This window comes from Paracoccus aminovorans (genome assembly GCF_900005615.1).
Taxonomy (GTDB): domain Bacteria; phylum Pseudomonadota; class Alphaproteobacteria; order Rhodobacterales; family Rhodobacteraceae; genus Paracoccus; species Paracoccus aminovorans.
On sequence record NZ_LN832559.1, the window covers coordinates 258,247 to 279,101 of the forward strand.

General features: G+C 65.4%; 20 protein-coding genes. 13 read left to right on the forward strand and 7 right to left on the reverse strand.

Annotated elements, in window-relative coordinates:
- Positions 1–10 precede the first annotated feature (10 nt).
- The 11 genes from JCM7685_RS01355 to JCM7685_RS01400 all read left to right on the forward strand — a co-directional run bounded on the left by JCM7685_RS01355 (position 11) and on the right by JCM7685_RS01400 (position 11,380).
- Positions 11–448 (forward strand): hypothetical protein, encoded by a 438-nt coding sequence (locus JCM7685_RS01355; RefSeq protein ID WP_062563497.1) that lies wholly within the window; start codon positions 11–13, stop codon positions 446–448.
- A gap of 62 nt (positions 449–510) precedes the next feature.
- Positions 511–675 (forward strand): DUF7697 family protein, encoded by a 165-nt coding sequence (locus JCM7685_RS19770; RefSeq protein ID WP_170848957.1) that lies wholly within the window; start codon positions 511–513, stop codon positions 673–675.
- 27 nt (positions 676–702) lie between these two features.
- Entirely contained in the window at positions 703–3,165 is a 2,463-nt protein-coding gene (locus JCM7685_RS01360) for a phage tail tape measure C-terminal domain-containing protein (RefSeq protein WP_062563498.1), read from the forward strand.
- The gene (locus tag JCM7685_RS01365) at positions 3,165–3,791 is read left to right on the forward strand and encodes a DUF2460 domain-containing protein (RefSeq protein WP_062563499.1); all 627 of its coding nucleotides are present in this window, start codon (positions 3,165–3,167) and stop codon (positions 3,789–3,791) included. Before JCM7685_RS01360 ends, JCM7685_RS01365 begins: the two co-directional genes overlap by 1 nt.
- A 12-nt stretch (positions 3,792–3,803) precedes the next feature.
- Positions 3,804–4,094 (forward strand): hypothetical protein, encoded by a 291-nt coding sequence (locus JCM7685_RS01370; protein WP_062563500.1) that lies wholly within the window; start codon positions 3,804–3,806, stop codon positions 4,092–4,094.
- Positions 4,095–4,115: 21 nt separating this feature from the next.
- Positions 4,116–4,766 carry a lysozyme gene (locus tag JCM7685_RS01375; protein WP_062563501.1) on the forward strand — a complete coding sequence of 217 codons (651 nt, stop codon included), beginning with the start codon at positions 4,116–4,118 and terminating at the stop codon, positions 4,764–4,766.
- Entirely contained in the window at positions 4,763–4,972 is a 210-nt protein-coding gene (locus JCM7685_RS01380; RefSeq protein ID WP_062563502.1) for a hypothetical protein, read from the forward strand. The genes JCM7685_RS01375 and JCM7685_RS01380 overlap by 4 nt, the downstream gene beginning before the upstream one ends.
- Positions 4,969–5,853, forward strand: a complete 885-nt coding sequence (locus tag JCM7685_RS01385; RefSeq protein WP_062563503.1) for a DUF2163 domain-containing protein — start codon at positions 4,969–4,971, stop codon at positions 5,851–5,853. Before JCM7685_RS01380 ends, JCM7685_RS01385 begins: the two co-directional genes overlap by 4 nt.
- Positions 5,850–6,284 (forward strand): NlpC/P60 family protein, encoded by a 435-nt coding sequence (locus tag JCM7685_RS01390; protein WP_062563504.1) that lies wholly within the window; start codon positions 5,850–5,852, stop codon positions 6,282–6,284. Before JCM7685_RS01385 ends, JCM7685_RS01390 begins: the two co-directional genes overlap by 4 nt.
- 9 nt (positions 6,285–6,293) lie before the next feature.
- The gene (locus tag JCM7685_RS01395; RefSeq protein WP_062563505.1) at positions 6,294–10,292 is read left to right on the forward strand and encodes a baseplate multidomain protein megatron; all 3,999 of its coding nucleotides are present in this window, start codon (positions 6,294–6,296) and stop codon (positions 10,290–10,292) included.
- A gap of 11 nt (positions 10,293–10,303) precedes the next feature.
- Positions 10,304–11,380, forward strand: a complete 1,077-nt coding sequence (locus JCM7685_RS01400) for a DUF2793 domain-containing protein (protein ID WP_062563506.1) — start codon at positions 10,304–10,306, stop codon at positions 11,378–11,380.
- A 499-nt stretch (positions 11,381–11,879) separates the two neighbouring features.
- Here the strand turns inward: JCM7685_RS01400 and JCM7685_RS01405 are convergent, their stop codons facing one another.
- From JCM7685_RS01405 to JCM7685_RS01415, 4 genes are read right to left on the reverse strand one after another with little or no spacing between them, the layout of a single operon-like run.
- Positions 11,880–12,797, reverse strand: coding sequence for a plasmid partitioning protein RepB C-terminal domain-containing protein (locus tag JCM7685_RS01405; RefSeq protein WP_062563507.1), 918 nt, complete (start codon positions 12,795–12,797; stop codon positions 11,880–11,882).
- Positions 12,794–13,240, reverse strand: coding sequence for a plasmid partitioning protein RepB C-terminal domain-containing protein (locus tag JCM7685_RS20890; RefSeq protein WP_263567934.1), 447 nt, complete (start codon positions 13,238–13,240; stop codon positions 12,794–12,796). The genes JCM7685_RS01405 and JCM7685_RS20890 overlap by 4 nt, the downstream gene beginning before the upstream one ends.
- Before the next feature lie 6 nt (positions 13,241–13,246).
- Positions 13,247–13,705, reverse strand: coding sequence for a ParB N-terminal domain-containing protein (locus JCM7685_RS20895; RefSeq protein ID WP_229825686.1), 459 nt, complete (start codon positions 13,703–13,705; stop codon positions 13,247–13,249).
- On the reverse strand, positions 13,705–15,222 hold the full coding sequence (locus JCM7685_RS01415; protein ID WP_062563782.1) for a recombinase family protein: 1,518 nt from the start codon (positions 15,220–15,222) through the stop codon (positions 13,705–13,707). The genes JCM7685_RS20895 and JCM7685_RS01415 overlap by 1 nt, the downstream gene beginning before the upstream one ends.
- 150 nt (positions 15,223–15,372) lie before the next feature.
- Between JCM7685_RS01415 and JCM7685_RS01420 the strand changes: the two genes are divergently transcribed.
- A complete protein-coding gene (locus JCM7685_RS01420; RefSeq protein WP_074969509.1) occupies positions 15,373–15,684 on the forward strand; it encodes a hypothetical protein in 312 nt (103 codons plus the stop codon).
- Positions 15,685–15,787: 103 nt separating this feature from the next.
- Here the strand turns inward: JCM7685_RS01420 and istB are convergent, their stop codons facing one another.
- The gene (istB, locus tag JCM7685_RS01425) at positions 15,788–16,516 is read right to left on the reverse strand and encodes an IS21-like element helper ATPase IstB (RefSeq protein WP_028030902.1); all 729 of its coding nucleotides are present in this window, start codon (positions 16,514–16,516) and stop codon (positions 15,788–15,790) included.
- Positions 16,516–18,015, reverse strand: a complete 1,500-nt coding sequence (gene istA / locus JCM7685_RS01430) for an IS21 family transposase (protein WP_090271472.1) — start codon at positions 18,013–18,015, stop codon at positions 16,516–16,518. Before istA ends, istB begins: the two co-directional genes overlap by 1 nt.
- 143 nt (positions 18,016–18,158) lie before the next feature.
- Here istA and JCM7685_RS20505 point away from each other — a divergent pair, with 143 nt between their 5' ends.
- Positions 18,159–18,293, forward strand: coding sequence for a hypothetical protein (locus JCM7685_RS20505; RefSeq protein ID WP_269458820.1), 135 nt, complete (start codon positions 18,159–18,161; stop codon positions 18,291–18,293).
- A 270-nt stretch (positions 18,294–18,563) separates the two neighbouring features.
- On the opposite strand, the gene JCM7685_RS01435 is transcribed toward JCM7685_RS20505, so the two are convergent.
- Positions 18,564–20,852 carry a N,N-dimethylformamidase beta subunit family domain-containing protein gene (locus JCM7685_RS01435; protein ID WP_062563509.1) on the reverse strand — a complete coding sequence of 763 codons (2,289 nt, stop codon included), beginning with the start codon at positions 20,850–20,852 and terminating at the stop codon, positions 18,564–18,566.
- Between the last annotated feature and the right edge of the window lie 3 nt (positions 20,853–20,855).

Consider the following 20,855-nt stretch of genomic DNA (forward strand, 5'->3'; position numbering starts at 1 on the left):
AAGGCACGCCATGCTGACCCTCGACCTCACGAACGCGCCGCAGTGGTGTGACCTCATTCCCGGCGTGCGTGTGAAGCTCCGCCCGCTGACCACGGCCCTGATGGTCTCGGCGCGGGGCGATCCCGCGATTGCCGACCTGCCTGAGGGCGCTGCGACCGAGGAAGCCGCGCTCGCCATGGCCAAGGCGCTGGCCCGGCGCGCGATCCTCGCATGGGAGGGGATCGGCGATGCCGATGGCAGTCCCATCGATCCGGGCCCCGAGGCCATCGACGCGCTCCTCGACCTCTGGCCTGCCTTCGAGGCGTTCCAGACAACTTACGTCGCCAAGGCCCTCCTGCTGGACGCGGAAAAAAACGCCTCTGCGCCCTTGCCGACTGGTCCTTCGGCGGGGGCGAAGGCTACTGCGCGGCCTGTGCTGGACCCTGTCCCGACTGCCCCGCACGGCTGAACCGGCCGCTAACGCTCGAAGGCGCGCAGGTCTGGGACCTGGCGCAGCGCCTTGGCGGCCAGATGCGCGTCATCCCCGGCGCTGTGATCGGTTGGGACATGGGTGCGGCGCTGGCCCTGGGCGCGGCCCTCGGCATTTCCCCGCCTGCCATCGCCGAACTGCTGCCCGCCTTCGAGGCGGTGATGGTCCGCCGCGTCAACGAACAGATCGCGGCCAGCCGCGACTGACCCTATCCCAACCGGAGCCCCGATCCCATGGCCGAGAAACGCGTCTCCGTCCGGCTCGCCGCCGTTGGCGGTCGCCAGGTGCGCGCCGAGCTGGAAGGTGTCGGTGAGGCCGGGGCCCGTGGCTTCGGCCGCCTGTCACGCGAGATGGAACTGGCGAACACCCGACTTGCGGCCTTCGCGCGTCGCGCGGGCCTCGCACTCGGGGCCGCCGCTGCCGCCGCCACGGCCTCGCTCGGGCTGATCGTCCGGTCGACGGCCGAGAGCGCCGCGCAAGTCCGACAGTTCGCGCAGGTCGCCAACACGACGCCCGAGGCCCTGCAGCGCTGGTCGGCCGGGGCGCGGACGGTGGGTATCGAGCAGGAGAAGCTGGCCGACATCCTGAAGGACGTGAACGACCGGGTCGGGGATTTCCTGCAGACCGGCGGCGGGCCGATGGCGGATTTCTTCGAGAATGTCGCGCCGCGCGTGGGCGTCACGGCTGACCAGTTCGCGAGGCTTTCCGGTCCCGAGGCGCTGCAACTCTACGTCGACACGCTGGAACGCGCGGGACTCAGCCAGCAGGAGATGACCTTCTATCTCGAGGCCATGGCCTCGGACGCCACGCGGCTGATCCCCCTCCTGCGCAATGGTGGGGCGGAGATGACGCGGCTTGGCGACCAAGCCTCCGACCTTGGGGCGGTTCTGGACAGCGATGCGCTGGAAGCCCTGCGCCGCACGCAGCTGGCGCTGGGCACCGTATCGCTGGTCTTCGACGGGTTGCGCAACCGCATCGCCGTCGCCGTGGCCCCGACCATCGAGGCGCTCGCCAATGCCTTCGTTGCGCTGGCCTCGGACGGCGGCATCCTGCGCTCGGCCATCGACGGGCTGATCGGCAATCTCGGGCGTCTCGCCTCTTATGCCGCGACTTTCGCCGCCGTCATGGCCGGGCGCTGGGTGGCGGGCTTGGCCGCCGCCGCCCTCTCCGTACGCGGGCTCGCAACGGCGCTCGTGTTCCTGCGCGGTGCCCTCATCCGCACCGGCATCGGGGCGTTGATCGTCGGCGCGGGCGAGCTGGTCTACCAGTTCTCGCAGCTTGTCACCCGTGTCGGCGGCGTGGGCGAGGCCTTCCGCCTGCTCGGCGATCTGGCCCGCGAGGTCTGGTCCCGTATCGGGCTGTCGCTGGACGCTGCCCTCGCGCGGATGGCGGCCGGGTGGGAGGGGCTGAAGGCGGCCGGTCTCTCGGCCCTCGAGGGCACCATCGCAGGCGTCGTCAGCTTCGGCGACCGGACGGCCGCGATCTTCCAAGGGGCCTATGATGCGGCCGTGGCGATCTGGGGCAGCCTGCCCGGTGCCATCGGCGATTTCGCCTTCCAGGCCGCAAACGGGCTGATCTCGGGCGTCGAGGCGATGCTGAACGGCGTCGTCACGCGCATCAACAGCTTCATCGAGACCCTGAATGCCGCGCTGGCCCTCCTGCCGGAATGGGCCACTGGCGAAGGTGGGGTGCGGATTGGAACGCTCGATCCGGTGGAACTCGGCCGCATCGGCAATCCGTTCGAGGGCGCCGCGACCGCAGCCGGTGCCGCGGCCGCGGATGCCTTCTCGGCTGCGCTGGCACGCACCTATCTGGAACCGCCCGATCTTGGCCTCGGCGCGATGGCCGAGGATGCCCTCGCTCGGGCCGATGGGTTCCGCGAAGCGGCAGGCATGCTCGCCGATGCTGCCGGTCGGCCGCTGGCCAGCTGGCAGGCGTTGAAGGATGCCGTGACCGGCACAGGGAAGGAAGCCGAGGCCGCACTCGCCGATGCGGCCGCGTCGGCCGATGCTCTCACGGCCGGGCTGAATGACACGGCCACCGCCGCCGATAGCGCGGGCGGTGCCGCGCACGACGCTGGGGCCGCTGCAGCCGAAGGCGCGGACACCGCCCTGATCGGCTGGCAGGCCGTCACCGCGGCGCTCGCCGACTACGCCGCGAAGGCTCGCAACATTGGCGGCGATATCGGCAGCGCGCTGGTCGGGGCGTTTCAGAGCGCCGAGAACGCCATCGGCGACTTCGTGAAGACCGGCAAACTCGACTTCCGAGATCTGGTCACATCGATGATCGCCGATCTCGCCAAGCTCGCCGCCCGGCGTTTCATCCTTGGCCCCATCGCCAACGCCCTTTCCGGCGCGCTGGGCGGGGCAGGCGGGATTTTCGCAAACATCCTGCATGCAGGCGGGATGGTCGGCGGCCCGAGCCCCGGCCGGATGGTCCCGGCCCTGGCATTCGCGGGCGCGTCTCGGATGCACACCGGCGGTTGGGCCGGACTGCGCCCCGATGAAGTGCCCGCGATCCTGCAACGCGGGGAGCGGGTTCTCTCCCGGCGCGAAGCAGCAAGCTACGGCCAGGCGGGCGCGCCCACCGTCAACGTCACGATCAACGCCCGCGACGCCGAGAGTTTCCGCCAGTCCCGGACGCAGGTCGCCAGCGACATCGCCCGAGCCGTGTCCCTCGGGCAGAGGGGGATGTGATGGCCTTCCACGAGGTCCGGTTTCCGGACAACATCAGCCGCGGCGCACGCGGTGGCCCCGAGCGGCGCACCCAGATCGTCGAGCTCGCCTCGGGCGCCGAGGAACGCAACGCCAGCTGGGCCAACAGCCGCCGCCGCTATGACGTCGCCTATGGCATTCGCCGCGCTGATGATCTGGCGGCGGTCGTCGCCTTCTTCGAGGCCCGCAACGGCCGCCTGCACGGCTTCCGCTTCAAGGACTGGGCCGATTTCAAGTCCTGCCTGCCGTCGCAGACGCCGGGGCCGACCAACCAGCCGATTGGCACCGGCAACGGATCGGCCACCCTGTTTCAACTGACCAAGCGCTACACTTCCGGCGCGCAGTCCTGGACGCGCTCGATCACCAAGCCGGTGGCCGGGACCGTCACCCTAGCCCTGAACGGCACGCCGCAGGCCTCCGGCTGGTCGGTTTCCACTGCGACGGGCCTCGTCACCTTCACCACCGCCCCGGCCGCAGGCGTCGCGATCACCGCAGGTTTCGAATTCGACGTCCCCGTCCGCTTCGACACTGACGCCCTCGACGTCACGCTCGATCTCGAACGTCTCGGATCGATCACCACGATCCCCCTCATCGAACTCCGCCTCTGAAGGACCGATCCCATGTCCGAACCCACGACCGTGCGCATGGGCGCACTGGCCGCCTACCTGAGCCTTGCCCTCGCGCTGTCGGCGCAGGGCGGGGCCGCGATCTGGTGGGCGGGCACGCAGAACACCCGCATGACGTCGCTCGAGGCGCGGGTGGCCGAACTGCTCTCCACCTCGCCGCTCTACCACCGGCAGATCGTCGAAGCCGACCGCCGCATCGCCGTCATCGACGAGCGGATCGCAAACATCCTCGCCCGGATCGAGGCGCTGACCGCCGCGCTCGAACGCCGCCACGACGTCCCCTGATTTCCCAAAAGGACCACCGCCATGCAGACCACCGACCGGGGGCTTCTGGCCCTGATCCGGCACGAAGGCGTCGTGCCCGGACCCTATCTCGACGTGAGGGACGTCTGGACCTTTGGCATCGGCCACACCGCTGCTGCCGGGCCGCCCGATCCGGCGCGCATGCCACGCGGGATGCCCGCCGACACGCAAGCCGGGATCAGCGAGGCGTTTCGGCTCTTTCGCACCGACCTCGCGACCTACGAGGCCGAAGTGCTGCGCGCGGTGAAGGTGCCGCTGGAACCGCACGAGTTCGATGCGCTGGTCTCCTTCCACTACAACACGGGTGGCATCGCCAAGGCTGCGCTGACACGTCACCTGAACGCAGGCAACCGCGCGGCGGCCGCAGCGGCCTTCATGGGCTGGCTCAAGCCCGCCGCCATTCGGTCCCGGCGCGAGGCGGAACGCGATCTCTTCGCGAAAGGTATCTACCCGACCGGCACCGTCCCGGTCTGGGCCGTCGACCGCAACGGCAGGGTGGATTTCTCGCGGCCGATCAGGCGGCTGACCGAGGCCGAGGCGCTGGCCTTGCTGCGCCCGAGCGGCACGCCAATGCCGCCTCCCACCCATCCCGCCACCGCGCCCAGCTGGTGGCAGCGCCTCGCCAGCCTCTTCACCGGAAAGGAAACGACATGAACTGGACCTTTGCCCGCGGCCTCGTCTATCTCGCCTGCCTTATCGCCTCCGGCCTCGCGATGGCGGGGCTGGCGGATTTCGACCTGGCGACCGGAACCTTCGACCTCAGGCCCTTCAACCTCTATGCCCTGACCGGCGCGGCAGGCGGGGTCGTCTCCTCGGCGCTGGCCTCGATCGCGCTCTGGCGCGGCTGGGGGCGGAAGTGAAGTCGCTCCCGCCAGCACTGCAGGCCCATCTCGACGAAGGCACCACGACGCTCGCCTGGTGCTGGCGGATCACCCGGGCGGACGGCGTGACCTTCGGCTTCACCGATCACGACCGGACGCTGTCGTTCGACGGGACCGAGTTCGAACCGGAAAGCGGGCTGACGGCGTCCGAAGTCCGGTCGGGGTCGGATCTGTCCGTGGATGCGCAGGATGCCCAAGGGGTGCTGTCGTCGGACCGGATCACCGAGACCGACATCCTCGACGGCCGGTGGGACAATGCGGCAGTCGAGGTCTGGCGCGTGAACTGGTCGGCCCCGGCGCAGCGCGTGCTCCTGCGCCGCGGCGCCATCGGTCAGATCCGGCGCGGGCGGCTCGCCTTCGTCGCCGAGGTCAGGTCGCTGGCGCACATCCTTGGCCAGACCGTCGGACGAACGTTCCAGGCCAGCTGCGACGCCGCGCTGGGTGATGCACGCTGCGGCGTGAACCTTGAGGCCCCGGCCTTCAAGGGCATCGGCGCGGTGATCGATGCGCTGCGCGACCGAGCCTTTACAGCCTCCGGCCTCGGCAGTTTCGCGGCGGGGTGGTTCGCCTTCGGTCTCGTCGAATGGTCGACTGGGGCGAATGCCGGGCGACGGGTCGAGGTGCTGTCGCATGATCTCGTCGACGGTCTGGCGATCCTCACCCTGCTGGAAGCCCCGGTGCGGCCGATCATGGCGACGGATGCTTTTGTGGTCCGGGCGGGCTGCGACAAGCGGATCGCGACCTGCGGGACGAAGTTCGCCAATGTCGCCAACTTTCGCGGCTTCCCCCACATCCCAGGTCAAGACGCGGTCCTGCGCTACGCTAGCAAGGACGGCGGCCACGAGGGAGCTGTGCTGTGAAGGCCGCCGATCCGACCCGCGTCATCGCCGCTGCCCGATCCTGGCTTGGCACGCCCTATCACGACCAGGCGAGCTTGCGCGGGGTCGGCTGCGACTGCCTCGGCCTCGCGCGCGGTGTCTGGCGCGACGTGGTCGGGCCGGAGCCCTTCCCGATCCCGCCCTACAGCCGGGATTGGGGCGAGACCGGTCCGCGCGAGGTTCTGGCGGATGGAGCGCGGGCGATGATGCCGGAGATCGCACCGGCAGATGCCCCACCCGGCGCGCTGGTCCTGTTCCGCATGATGCCCCGCGCTATCGCCAAGCATGTCGGCATCCTGACCGGACCGGGCACCTTCCTTCACGCCTATGAGCGACTAGGCGTGATCGAGGAACCGCTGACGCCCACATGGCGACGCCGCATCGCCTTCGCCTTCCTCTTCCCCGCTCGCTGAGATTTTCCCATGGCCACGCTTGTCCTCGGCGCTGTCGGTTCCGCCATCGGCGGGGCGTTCGGTGGCGCGATCCTCGGTTTTTCCGGAGCCGCCATCGGCGGTTTCATCGGCTCGACCATCGGTTCGGTCGTCGATAGCTGGATCGTGTCCTCGCTGGCGCCCGCGCAGAAGATCGAGGGCCAGCGCCTCGACAGCTTGCGGATCACCTCGGCCACGGAAGGCGCGATCATCCCGCGCCTTTACGGCCGCATGCGCATTGGCGGCAACATCATCTGGGCCACGGATTTCCGCGAGGAGACCAAGACCACGACACAGGGCGGCGGCAAGGGCGGCGGCGGTGGCCGGGTCCAGACGACGGAATACCTCTACTACGCCTCCTTCGCGGTCGCCTTGTGCGAAGGCCCGATCACCGGCATCGGCCGCATCTGGGCGGACGGCAAGCCGCTCGACATGACCGGGATCACCTGGCGCTGGTATCCCGGCGACGAAGCGCAAGCTGCGGACCCCTTCATCGCGGCCAAAATGGGGGTGACCAATACCCCAGCCTATCGCGGGACAGCCTATGTGGTCTTCGAGGAACTGGCGCTCTCGAACTACGGCAATCGACTGCCGCAGCTTTCGTTCGAGGTCTTCCGGCCGCTCGCGGATCCCGACACGGCCGAGGGGCTGGTCAAAGCCGTGACCATGATCCCGGCCTCGGGCGAGTTCACCTATGCTACCGAAGCGGTCCGCAAGACAGTCGGGGCCACGACCACCATCTTTGGCCAGACGACAGGCGGCACCACCTCGGCCGAGAACCTGAACGCGCTGCCCGATGAGGCCGATATCGTCGTGGCCCTCGACCGTTTGCAGGCCATGGCCCCGGCCGTCGAGAGTGTCAGCCTCGTCGTCGCCTGGTTCGGCAATGACCTGCGCGCGGGCAATTGCTCGATCAAACCGGGCGTCGAGGTGGCGACGAAGGTCACCAGCCCAAAGGTGTGGACGGTCAACGGCGTGGCACGGGCCGCCGCCCATCTCGTCAGCCGCGATGCCGAGGATCGGCCCGTCTATGGCGGCACACCTGCGGATTTCGCGGTGGTGCAGGCGATCCGCGAGATGAAGGCGCGCGGCCTGCGCGTCACCTTCTATCCCTTCCTGCTGATGGACGTGCCACCCGGCAACACGCTGCCGAACCCCTACAGCGCGAATGCCGCGACGCCGGGCCAGCCGAGTTTCCCGTGGCGGGGCCGGATCACCTGTTCCCCGGCGTCGGGCTATGCCGGAACTGCGGACAAGACAGCAGCCGCCGCAACACAGGTCTCCAGCTTCTTCGGTACAGCCACCCTGGCGCAGTTCGCAGTATCGGGCGACAACGTGAACTGGACCGGCCCCGCGGGTGACTGGGGCCTGAGGCGCATGATCCTGCATTACGCCCATCTCTGCACGGTGGCGGGAGGTGTCGATGCCTTCCTGATCGGGACCGAGATGCGGGGACTGTCGACGATCCGGTCCAGCGGCAGCGCCTATCCGGCCGTGACGGCGTTCAAGGCGCTGGCGGCGGATGTAAAGTCAGTCCTCGGCGCGGGCACCAAGGTCGGCTATGCTTCCGACTGGTCCGAGTATTTCGGCCACCAGCCCGGCGATGGAACAGGGGACGTGTTCTTCCACCTCGACCCGCTCTGGTCGGACGCGAACATCGACTTCATCGGCATCGACAACTACATGCCGCTCTCCGACTGGCGCGACGGGTTCGACCATGCCGACGCCCTCGAGGGCTGGCCCGGCATCCATGACCGGGCCTACCTGCAGGCCAACATTGCCGGGGGCGAGGGCTTCGACTGGTTCTATGCCAGTGCGGCCGACAGGTCGGCGCAACTGCGCACGCCCATCACCGACGGCGCTGCAGGCAAGTCCTGGGTCTTCCGCTACAAGGATCTCCGCGCCTGGTGGTCGAACCCGCATTTCAACCGACCGGGCGGGATCGAGAGCGGCACGCCGACGGCATGGGTGCCGCAGTCAAAGCCCGTCTGGTTCACCGAGCTTGGATGCCCCGCCATCGACCGAGGCACGAACCAGCCGAACGTGTTCTTCGACCCGAAGTCCTCCGAGAGCTTCACGCCTTACTTCTCGCGCGGCTGGCGCGACGACGCCATCCAGCGTGCCTACCTCGAGGCCAGTTACCTCTGGTGGGGCACCTCAGCGAACAATCCGGTTTCGGCCATCTACGGCGACCGGATGGTGCATGTGCCGGAATGCGCCGCCTGGACCTGGGATGCGCGGCCCTATCCCTTCTTCCCCGAACTGACGGGCATCTGGACGGACGGCCCCAACTGGCGGCTCGGTCACTGGCTGACAGGTCGGCTGGGCGCGGTGTCGCTCGCCGCGCTCGTGCGCCACCTCTGCATGCGCGCCGGTCTTGCGGAAAGCCTGATCGACGTTTCCGGCCTCTGGGGCGCGGTCGAGGGCTATGTCATCGGCGCGCTGGAAAGCCCGCGCGCGTCGATTTCTACTTTGGCCCGCCACTTCGGCTTCGATGCCATCGAGACCGAGGGCGTGATCCGCTTCGTCATGCGCGGCCGGGCATCCAGCCTGACCCTATCGGTCGACGATCTGGCCTCCAGCCGCGAGGGTGAGGTGCTGGAACTGACGCGGGGCCAGGAAACCGAGCTGCCGCAGGCGCTGAAATGGCAACTAGCCCGGGCCGACGAGGACTACGACGCCGCGCTGGTCGAGGCGCGACGCATCACCGTCGATACGGCGCGGATCACATCGGAGAGTTTCCCGATGGCCGTTCCGCCGGAAGAGGCGGAACGCCGCTGCCGCCGCGCTCTGCTCGAAGCCTGGACTGGGCGCGAGAGCGCAATCTTCCGCCTTCCGCCCTCGCGGCTGGCGCTCGATCCCGCCGACGTGATCCGGCTCGCCCATGACGGGCGGGAGATCGAGTTCCGTCTCGTCTCCGTCGCGGATGCCGAGGCACGCGGAGTGGAAGCGATCCGCCAGGACCGCGCGACCTATGATCTGCCGCCCGGCGATCCGCGTGCGGCCTCGCTGACGCGCCCGGTCGTGTTCGGAGCGCCCGACGCGATAGTGATGGACCTGCCGCAACTGACCGAGGATCAGCCGGCGCATCGTCCCTTCGTCGCAGCCCATGCCGTTCCATGGCCCGGCGAGATGGCGGTGTTCCGCAGCGGCTCGTCCGATGGCTTCGAGCTGCTGACCACCTTCGGCGGTCGGGCGCGGATCGGCGTCCTGGTTTCGGATTTCTGGTCGGGGCCGACCTCACGCTTCGATCTCGGCAACGTGCTGGTGGTCGATCTGCTTTCGGGCACGCTGGAGAGCGTCACGGATCTGGCGCTGTTCAGCGGCGCCAATGCACTCGCCATCGAGAGCGCACCAGGCATCTGGGAAATCGTGCAGGCGGGTGCGGCCGAGTTGCTGGCGCCCGGTCGGTATCGTCTGACCCGGCTCTTGCGCGGGCAGCGCGGAACCGAGGGTGCGATGGGCAATCCGGCGCCCGCTGGTGCGCGGGTGGTCGTGCTGGACGAGAGCCTTGCCTCGCTGCCGGTCGCCGAGGCCGATCTCGGGCTTCCCTGGAACTGGCGCATCGGCCCGGCAAGCCGTCCGGTCAGCGACGAGACCTATGTTGCCACGAGCTTCACGCCCGAGGGCGTGGGGCGCCGGCCGTTCTCGGTCGCCCATGTCGAGCAGCCATGGCGAAAGCCACGCACACCGGGTGATCTCACGATCCGCTGGACCCGCCGTTCGCGATCCCTCTCGGCGGACAACTGGGGCACCGGCGAGGTGCCGCTCTCCGAGGAGGTCGAAGCCTATGAGGTCGAGATCCTCGACGGCCCGGCCGTCAAGCGAACCTTGGCCGCCGCCAGCACCAGCGTAGTCTACGCCGCCACCCAGCAGTCCGCCGACTGGGGCGCACCGCTCGGACCCGGCCAGACGCTGGCAATCCGCATCTTCCAGCTCTCCGCCCTGATCGGGCGGGGCGCAGCGAAAACCGTGACCCTCAGCTTCTGAAGGCTTTCCCCATGTCCGACACGACGACCCATCTCCTGCTGCCCTACATCCTGACGGCGCAGGCCCAGAAGCATGTCACCCACAATGAGGCCCTGCGGCTGCTCGACGGGCTCGTCCAGCTCTCCGTTCTCGACCGGAACCTGAACAGCCCGCCAGGCAGCCCCGCCGATGGCGACCGCTACATCGTCGGCTCCGGCGCCACCGGCGACTGGGCGGGCTGGGATCTGAGCGTGGCGCTCTGGACGGACGGCGCCTGGCTGCGCCTGCCGCCCCGGACCGGCTGGCGGGTGTGGGTCGAGGACGAGGACCTGTTGCTGGTCTACAACGGGTCTGGCTGGGCCGGGACAACCCCGGCATCGCTGCAGAACCTCGCGCTCCTTGGGCTGGGGACGACGGCGGATGTGTCGAACCCATTCTCGGCCAAGCTGAATGCGGCGCTCTGGACGGCGAAGACCGTGGCCGAGGGTGGGACCGGCGATCTCTTCTACACGATGAACAAGGAGGCTGCGGGCGACGATCTCGGGCTGACGCTGCAGACCGGCTTCGTGACCAAGGCGCTGGTCGGCCTCTTCGGTTCAGACAAGTTCCGCCTCGCGGTTTCGGCTGATGGCAGCAGCTTCTTCGACGGGCTGATCGTCGACAACGCCACCGGCATCGTCGATCAGCCCCGGCTGCCGCGCTTCAAGGGCTATACCAACTACGACAACTATGTCGCCGTCGACAGTTGGACGAAGATCGGCATCAATAACACCGACTATAACGATCAGGATGCCTTCGATGCCGGCAACAACCGCTTCGTCGCCCCGGTCGATGGCACCTACCTCTTCGGCGCCACGCTGCTCTACAAGGTCAATTCCAGCACCAATGCCCGGATGCGCGGGCGACTGGTGCTGAACGGATCGACCGAAATCCGGGGATCGCGGGGCGAGATTTCCGGGGCCCATGCCTCCGAGGCGACGGCGCTCTGGCTGCAGACCATGGTGCTGCTCGCACAGGGCGACACCGTCGAGCTGCAGGGCACCTTCCGCGCGGCGGATGGGTATTTCGCCGCCGATCACTCCTCGTTCTGGGGCGCAAAGATCGGCTGAGGGAGGCATGCTATTACACTTCAATGACCCAAGGATGACTTCGTCCGCATGCCAGAGCACGGGATCGTCCGAATGTCGGTATGTCTCCGTCCAGTTCCATTATGTGGACACACATGCCGAGGGGATCAGCGAGAAAACCGAGCAAAGGGCGTTGTTGCAGTCGAATCAAAGAACTGGGCCTCGTGGTCATTCCAGACCACCGTGTGTTGCGATTGCTGACAGCCGCAACTCGTTTGCGCTGACTCCACATACAGCGCGCGGGCGCGCCGCTCCTTCAACCGGCACCCAGTATCCGGCTAGTGGCGGCGCGCCCGTCAAACATCGCAGATAGCCACCTATGGGATACCTGCGTGGTCGGCGATATGTCCGCCGACCGTGGTGGGCTCCGAGCGGGTTCGCCGCCATCCCCACCGCCGCACTTGATCCGGCCCACCGTCCGGCGTCTCCTGCGGTCCCCGCGCTTATCGGGTCCGGGTCCCCATCATCTGCTGCCAGCCCGTCAATCGGGGCTATTGGTTTCCACCGGTGTGATCTCAGTAATTGTCTTAAACTCGCCGAAGAATTCTGGATGGTTCTGCGCGAGATACCGCACCACACGAGCGTTCCCGAGGAGCCTGCCGACATATCCTTTGATCACGGTCAAATGCAGGTGATCCTGACCGTATGTGTCCTGGATCGAAGCGATGCCCTCCTGCAGCCGGGCCAGTTCCTGTTCCATCCGCGCCATGGCTTCTGGTGTGATGCCCTTGACCTTCTTCGGCTTCGACGACTCGAGCAATTGCGATTGCGGTGTTCCCGCCAGGATCGCATTTACATAGGCTACGGAATAGTTGTTCGCGTTCACGAGCAGTTCTGCGGTCTCAATCTGGCGCATGGTCTTCATCTTGCGCAGCGCCTCGAAGACGGCAGCCGTGCAGGGTTTATCCTTCAGGATCGCCACCGCCTCCTCGCAGACCCCGTCCAGAAGATGAACTTTTCGCCGAATGCTACTGAGATTGAGAGCGAGCGCGGCCGCGATCTTCTCTTCCGGGACGCCGCGCTCGATTGCCTTGCGGATCATCTTGTGTTCCTGGACCGGGGCGAGGCGGCTGACTTGCCTGTTGTAGGTGAACGCCTCATCGTCGGTGGAAACCAGACATTCCACCTCCTGAACGCCTTGGTCCTTCAATACCTCGATCCGCATATGCCCGTCGAGCAGCAGCCATGTGGCGGATCGATCCGGGTTTCGCGCCACGACCGGTGGCTCGACGAGACCTATCTCGACAATGGAAGCAAGGATCTGTCGATACTTCCGACTTGATTTGGCGGATTTGCCCAGCGTGCGCAGAGGGAGGATCGCCTCGATGGCAATGGTGACGCAGTCGTCCTCGAAGCCGCGATCAACGTCATGCGGGTGCTGGCTCGAATCGCGGATCAAGTCGGCCTCCCATCCGTGACAGCCTTGGCGAGGTCGCCCGGCATCGTCTCGAGTCCTTCGGCTCGCAGAAGCGTCATGAAATGCTCGTCCGTGCGGAGTTTCCGAAACGCCTCGCGCACGAACATCAGTCGGCCCTGCGTCAGTTCGGCCTTCTTGATCAGCAGCTTCTGACGGGTCGCTTCCTGCTGATAGGCCCGCACCAGCCCTTCGCTGGTCAGCGCCCGCTTCGCCCCATCGCGGCGGCCAAAGGGATTGTGGCGTAGCTGCGGCCCGCGCTGTTCACGCTGCTGGATCAGCCGACGGACGAGTGTCAGCTTCCGGCCCCGCAGCTTGTTCTGCGTGTAGGCGTCCATCAGCGCCTTCTGCGCGCCCTTCGCGTCCGTCTTGGATATCTGGATAGCGAGGTTCAGCGGAAGAACCCCGGTCTCCACGGCCGAGACCAGGCGTTCTTAGCCCTTCTCCAACAGGCCGGCGATCATGTTTACGTATTCCGTGGACACGCCAATCTTCTCGCCGATCTGGCGGTCGTTGTAGCCGCGCTGGCGGAGCGCGCCGATCTCGCGCATCAGATCGATGGGGTTGTGCTGCCGCCGCGCGCAGTTCTCGACGAGGCTCATCACAAGGCAATCGCTTTCGTCGGCCTCGATCACAATGGCCGGGATGCGGTCCTGCTTCAGTTCGATGAAGGCCTCGAGGCGGCCCTGTCCACAGACGAGGTCATATTCCTGCGGATCGGTCCCGGCGCGCGGCGCCACGGTGATCGGGCGCTTCAGGCCGATGCGCGCGATGTTCTCCACCATCGCCTCGAAGGTGCGACCGTTGCGGATGCGGGGATTAAGAACCCGGATCCGTTCGGTTGGGATCAGGGTCACCTGCTTCTGGCTGATCGGCTCCATGTCGTCGGGCATCACGCCACCTCCGCGATCCTGGCCCGCGAGGCGAGCGCGTAGAAGAAATCGAGCGTGTCGAACCGGTACGCATCGAGCGCGAGCCCGTTCTGCTCGGCGAATTTCAGTTTCCCGAAGGTGATGTCGATGCTGGGCAGCACGTAGTAGTCGCGCGGCGCCGCGTTCGCCTCGTCCATGCGCACGGCGATCGTGATGTCGGGAACCAGGCCGGTGTCGAGACGGATGCGCCAGCGCAGTGATCCGGTCGCTGTGGCTGTGCAGCGAGCCAGCACGATGGACACCGTGAACTCGCCGTTGACGCGCACCAGGTCGGTGTCGGGGTCCTGCACGGCTGACCCGCCGCGCCGGGCGACGCCAGCGATGATTTCGGCCACCACTTGTGGATGGGCCTGCCGCAGCGCCCGGTTGACCTCGATGTAGCTGTAGTCCCGGTCGGGCTCATAGCCGATCAGTCGGTACGCGCGCAGCAGGCTGCCGAAGCGGCCGCGATAGGCGCTGGAGGACGGCACGTCGTCCTCCTCGTCAATGATCAGCCCCGAAAGCATCCCTTGGCGCTTCAGAATCGCGCGCAGGGCATCCAGCAGCTCCTCGTCCGAGAAATGGCGGCTGCGCGCATCGACGATTTCCCGAGCGCGCAGGAACAGAGCCTCATCGACGATGGCCGGATAAGCGCCCTCGGCGCGGATCCACATCTCGCGCGGGTTCACCACCCGGCGCTGTTTCAGCTTGAAGGAGATCTTGTTGAAGACGTTGTTGCCGATGTATTTCTCGTTGGTCAGCACCTGATGGACCGTCGCCCGCGTCCATGGCCGGTCGAGATCGGTGCGCAGTCCATCGGCGTTCAGGGCATCCACTATCTCGCGCTCGGATCGGCCGTCCTCGACGAACATGCGATACATGCGCCGGACGACATCCTGTTCGTGCTCGGGACCGAGGACGAGAATGACCCTGTCGGTCTGAAGGCTTTTCTGCTCGCCGCGCGACAGTTCACCCTTGGGATTGCCGTGCTCGTCGATCAGCACCCGGCGCAATCCGTATCCGGGCGCGCCGCCCTGGCGAAAACCGAGTTCGACGAGGCGGCACTGGCCCGCGAAAACCTTGACCGAGAGTTCGCGGCTGTATTCGCCAGCCATGACCCGCTTCACGGTTTTCAGCAGGTTCGAGCCGATGCTGCCGTCATTCTCGAACTGCTCGCCGCAGTAGTGGACGCGGATCCCGGCGCGCGAGCAGACATGCTCATGGTAGGCGCCTTCGTCGGCATCCTGAAACCGGCCCCAGCGGCTGACGTCATAGACGAGGATCGCCTTGAAGTCGGCTTGCCCGGATTCGACCTCTCCCATCAAGCTCTGTAGTGCCTCGCGGCCGTCGAGGCGTAGCCCGCTCCGACCGGAATCCTCGAAGATGCGCAGGATTTCAAGACCGCGATCCGATGCATATTTGCGGATGACGTCGAGCTGGTTCTCGGTCGAGTATTTCTGGTGATCCGTCGACATTCGGACATAAGCGACCGCGGGCACATCCACCTCGGGCGCCCCGTCGCTCCTGTCCGAATTGGTCGTCCATCGACCGCCCAAGCGCGCATCTCCTCGTCATTCCAAGCAAATTCCTCCAGTCCGCGCAAAGCTGCGGCTGAATCCCCGTGTCCATGTAACGCGAGGGAGGCCGGAATGTCGTTTCCGAAAAAGGGCAAGTTCTTTCCAAACGAAAAAAGGCATACTGGGAACGGTCAGCACGAGCCGGACAACTGGTTCGCGGCTGAGATCGCATCGACCTTGAAGCGATCACTCGGAGACAGTCGGGCGGGGGCAAAGATCGTCGCCTCCTGGACCGGCGCCAATGAGAAGACGGTGAAGAACTGGTTCGCTGGCAGATACGGCCCGAGCGGAGAGCATTTGGTCGCTCCGGCGCGACACTCCGACGAGGTGCTGGGGATGTTCCTCGCAATGGCGTGTCAATCGGCATTCAAACGGGCCCCCTGATCGGCGTCCAAAAGTGACCCCTTTGGCGCGCGGGTGAGCAGGCCCGTGGCGGCGTAGCTTTCCAGCTGGCGCAGCCGACGCGGGCCTGCGTTTTGGAGGGTGTTCAGGCTCGGGTTTTGATGCGCCAGCTGTCGTTGCCGGTCTCGACGATGTCGCAGTGGTGGGTGAGCCGGTCGAGCAGCGCGGTGGTCATCTTTGCGTCTCCGAAGACGGTCGGCCACTCCCCGAATGCGAGGTTGGTGGTGACGATGACGGAAGTCTGCTCATAGAGCTTGCTGATCAGATGGAACAGCAGCTGGCCGCCGGACTGCGCGAATGGCAGGTATCCGAGTTCATCGAGGATGACGAAGTCGAGCCGCATCAGATGTTCTGCAAGCCGGCCTGCCCGTCCGGCACGGGCCTCGGCCTCCAGCCTGTTCACCAGATCGACGACATTGAAGAACCTGCCCCGGGCACCATTGCGGATGACCGCGCGCGCTATGGCCACAGAGATATGGGTCTTGCCGGTCCCGGTGCCGCCAACCAGCACGACATTGCGCTGTTGGCTGAGGAACTCCCCGCTGGCCAGATCTCGCACCAGGGTCTCGTTGATTGGGGTGTCATCGAAGGTGAACTCCTCGATCTCCCGGGCATAGGGCAGCTTGGCGGTGGTGATCTGGTATTTGACCGACCGCGCTTTCTTCTCGTTGATCTCGGCGGCCAGAAGATCTCCAACGATCTGGCGGGGTTCGTGCTGGCGGCGCACAGCCACCGCCATGAGTTCGTCATAAGCGGCGCGCATCCCGTAGAGCTTCAACTCGCCCATTGCAGCCATGATGTCAGCACGATCCATCAGCAGGCCCTCCGCAGCAGATCATAACGGGCGCAGTCCGCCACAGGCTCATGGGTCAACTGCAAGGCCGGAGAGGTCAGCAGAAGCGGTGGTGGTTCCGGATCTCGCCTGCGGGATAGAATATTGAGGATTACATCGGCAGAATGGACGCCTTGCGAGAGAGCTTCGGCACATGCCTTTTGAACCACAGGCATCCCTTCCGTCAGCACAGCGCCGAGGACCTTCACCATCTGGCGGTCGCCATCTGAGGAGCCCTGCAGCTTGCGGCGGATCTGTTCAAGAGCTCCGGGAAGAACCCAGTCCTTGAACGGTGCGCCGTTACGCAGCGCCCCGGGTTTGCGAAGCAGAACAGGCACATAATGCCAGGGATTGTAAACCGTTCGGTCCCGGCCGAAGTGACGCGGGTGGTCTCCGACCAGTCGGCCCTCCTGCCGGATCTCGATCCGCTCAGCATAGGCCCTGATCTCGACCTGCCGCCCGACAGCCGTTGCCGCGACGGAGTATTTGTTGTTGTCGAAGCGCACGAGACAGGTCTTTGACACCGCCGCAGGCAGTGAATGGAATCCGTCGAAGCGCCCGGCATAGGGGACAAGGTGCGGGCGCTCTTCCTGGAAGACCTGCCAGACGGTTTTGTCCGTCAGCTCCGGATGCTTGCTGGTTCTGGCCGAGGCGATGCACTTGTCCAGCAGCCAGGCATTCAGTTCCTCGTAGCTCTTGACCCTGACGCGGGGCGCGAAAAACCGCTGACGGACAGTGCCGACCTGGCTCTCCACCTGGCCTTTCTCCCAACCCGCAGCAGGGGTGCAGGCAACGGGTTCGACCAGATAATGGCTGGCCATCTGCAGGAACCGACGATTGTAGAGGCGTTCCTTGCCGGTGAAGATGGTCTCCACCGCCGTCTTCATGTTGTCGTAGATCCCGCGGGTGCAGGTGCCCTTGAAGAAGGCGAAAGCCCTGTCGTGGGCATCGAACACCATCTCCTGCGTCTCGCGCGGATAGGCCCGCACAAAGAACATCCGGCTGTGGCACAGGCGAACATGGGCCACTTTGATGGTGGTGGTCGCCCCATCGATCACCACAACCTCGTGGCTCCAGTCGAACTGATAGGCTTCACCGGGCGCAAAGCTCAGGGGCACGAAGGCGGCAGAAGCGCCTGAACTCTGAGTGCGTGCCCAGTTCGAGGCGTAGCGGCGCACCGCGTCATACCCACCTTCATAACCGAGACCGCTCAGTTCTTCGTAGATCTGTATCAGAGACTGACGTTCCCGGCTGGACCGCGCGGCGTTGACCTCCAGCAGCCGGTTGAGTTCCCCCAGCCAGGCACCCAGCTTCGGGCGCGGCTGCACCGTCCGGGTATAGGTGAACTCGGTAATCCCGGTGCGGATCACCTTCCGCACCACCTTCTTCGACAGCTTCAGGTCACGGCAGATCGTCTTGATCCCCTTGCCCTCGGTGAAATGTAGCCGCCTGATTTTTGCGATTGTCTCCACGATCAGCATCCCGTGCTCGGCCTCCGATAATCATCGAAGGCACAATGGACCCAACCCCCGGTCGGTGGGGTCCATTTTGGACGCCGATCACCCCAGAAGCGGGGTCCTTATTGCAAGCCGTTCAACAAATGGCGGGGCGGGAGGAACTGATGATGGCCGTGAAACTCGCGGCAGCGGAACAGGCGATCGAGGAGCTACTGGCGACGGTCCGTCGGCTGACAGTCAACGATGAACCCGACGACACCGAAGGATCGCCTGACGAGGCTGATTTTACCGTCCGCCGATAATGCGCAGGATTTCGCGGCGCTCCCGTGCTATCTGATATGGCACGAGACAGAGAGTTGTGTGCCTGATCAGCCCCTCCGCGGGTTTGACCCAAACAGCACCAGCGGCCATCGCGCACAGCGAAAACCGCCGTTTTTCCCCCTGCCATGTTGTTCAGCGCTCAAGCTTTCAGGCCTGCTGAAAAACAACTTCGCTTTGTGCATGGCGAACCGGGGGAACGACGGCCCGAGCGCACGGCGGATATCGTGACAATATCCGCCGCTCGGCTCTGGTCAGACCCGCGGCGCCGGCTCATCCTTGATGAACTGATTCAGCACGTTCTTGGTCATCTTCGAGACATTGTTATCGTAATCATTCCAGGACAGGCTGCCCAGCCAGGAAATGGACGATGTCGCGAACATGCCGCCACCATTTGCGGTCGAGAAGTAGGTGATGTCGGCGCGGACGAAAGGATGTTCGCCACCATTCATCCCCGGATGCGGAAATGCCTTGTCATCGGGGATGACCGTATAGACGACGCTATGCTCGACCGAGCTTGCAAGCAGTAAGGTATTCGGCGGCGTGCCCAGAGCAAGATCGTAGCGATCCAACTCATATCCACCGGCACCACCTCCGACGAGGCCGCCATCGCCGATCCGCTCTTCAGGATCGATCCCCTCCATGATCCAGGCGACGCGCTCGTCCTGGCTGTCGGGCATCTGAACGAAATAACCCGAATGATCGAAACCGAAACTGCTCATTCCGGTGCCCCAGATCTTCTGGGTCGCGCGGGCGCGTCCACGGAAACGACCGCCGCGCCGTCCATTGGTGCTGTAGTGATATTCGCCGGGCGGCGCTTCCCAAGCGGTCACGCCCAGTTCCTTGCGGACCTCCATGACCCAGGGCTTTTCCGGATGAACTTCCACAATCCAGTACATCCCGTTCGCGGCCAGATACATGCCGCGCCCGCCGTCGGCCAGATAATCCTCCCACGCATCGGCATTGGCCCAAGTCTGATATTCGGGATGCGAGCCGGTCAGCACAACCTTATAGCGGCGCAGCAATTCCGCGCCCTGATCGTTCAGATCATGTTCCGTGGCGACGTCGTACTCGAAACCGTTATGGTTCAGCCAGTCGATCAAGTGTAGATCGGCGGGAAGCTCCCAGATCGAGCCGAAACCCTGACGATGTTTCGGGCGAAGGTTCATGATCGGGCGCCGCCATGAGGTGTATTGCACGCCGCGACCGTCGATATGACCATCATAGGTTGACAGCCCGTAATAGCTCAGGTTCTTGTGCAACTCGACGTCGTTTTCGTTCAGAACCGGCGTATGGCCGGCGACGGCCTGTCCGATATCCGCCTTGTGCATGATCTGCTCATTGGCATAGGCGAGATAGCTCAGCGTGCTGGCAATGACGAGGATCGGCGCCGTGGCGGTTCCGCGCGGCGGAAGAACGAAGAACGGAATGTAATCCTCGGTGTCCTCGTAACGGATCTTCACCGCGTAGAAATCGCTTTTCAGGCCCTCTGGAACGGTGAACTCGAAATCCTTTTCCCAGCGGCAGTCGTCCAGGCAGTCCTCGTGAAACCAGAGCGCGCCATACTGCTCGGGGCAGTGGATGAAGTTCTCCTCATGCCCGTCCCAGTTCCACCCGGTCGAGCCGCGATCGGGCTGATTCATGCAGCGGCCGTGATGCCCATTCCCCGAGGCATCGACGACGTGATCGGTGGGAATCCCGTTCAGCCCGATCCCAGCAGAAAAATCCCAATGGGCAAGGCGGGAAATAGGCCTCACGATCTCGCCCCTGGACAGCTTTTCCGCATCGTCTTGGCCCAGCGCGCAGCCATAGATCTTGGGGGCATCGACCTTGCCGTTGTAATGGGCGATGCACCAGGTCCGGCCGTCCTGCGCGGCTGCCTCGCCGAGCCCGGCAATCAGCAGCGAGGTTTCGGAATCGGCAGCCTTTACAGTGGCATCGGCAGAGACGGCACAATCCGAATCGAGCGGGACGACAAGCCCGAAGCGGCTGTTTGTCCGGTTCACGACGGATTTCTGATACAGCCGAAGCTGTTTCTTTTCGGGATCATAAACACCGGTGATCGAATACCAGATCTGCTGAAACAGCGGGCGATCACTGACGACACTGGAGGTCGCACCGCTGCCGTCGCCAATCGTAAACACGACGCGGCCGTCCTCGATCGCGAGGTTCCACCCCGACTGGCGCTCGTCGTTCCATCGCGACGCAATCCCCTGACGGCCACGGCTCGGCGTTGTGGACCAGAGGAACAGATGAACGGAAAACGCACCATCGGGCTGCAACCCGGCGTCGGGATCCGCGACCTCGACATAGCTTCCGAACTGGGTGCGCTGAAAGCGGGCGGGATACTGCCCTTCCAGATCGGATTTGATCGCTTCCTCCTTGTAACCCGGACCCGCCGGATTGCTGTCGCCATGGATCAGCCGGACCAGCTCGGCATCGAATGTCCCCCTGGTTTCGTTGGCGCTGACGTAAAAGCGGATCGTTTCTCCAGTGGCGACGCTGGGGCGGTCACAATATCCGCGAATGGCAATGTCTTTCATGTC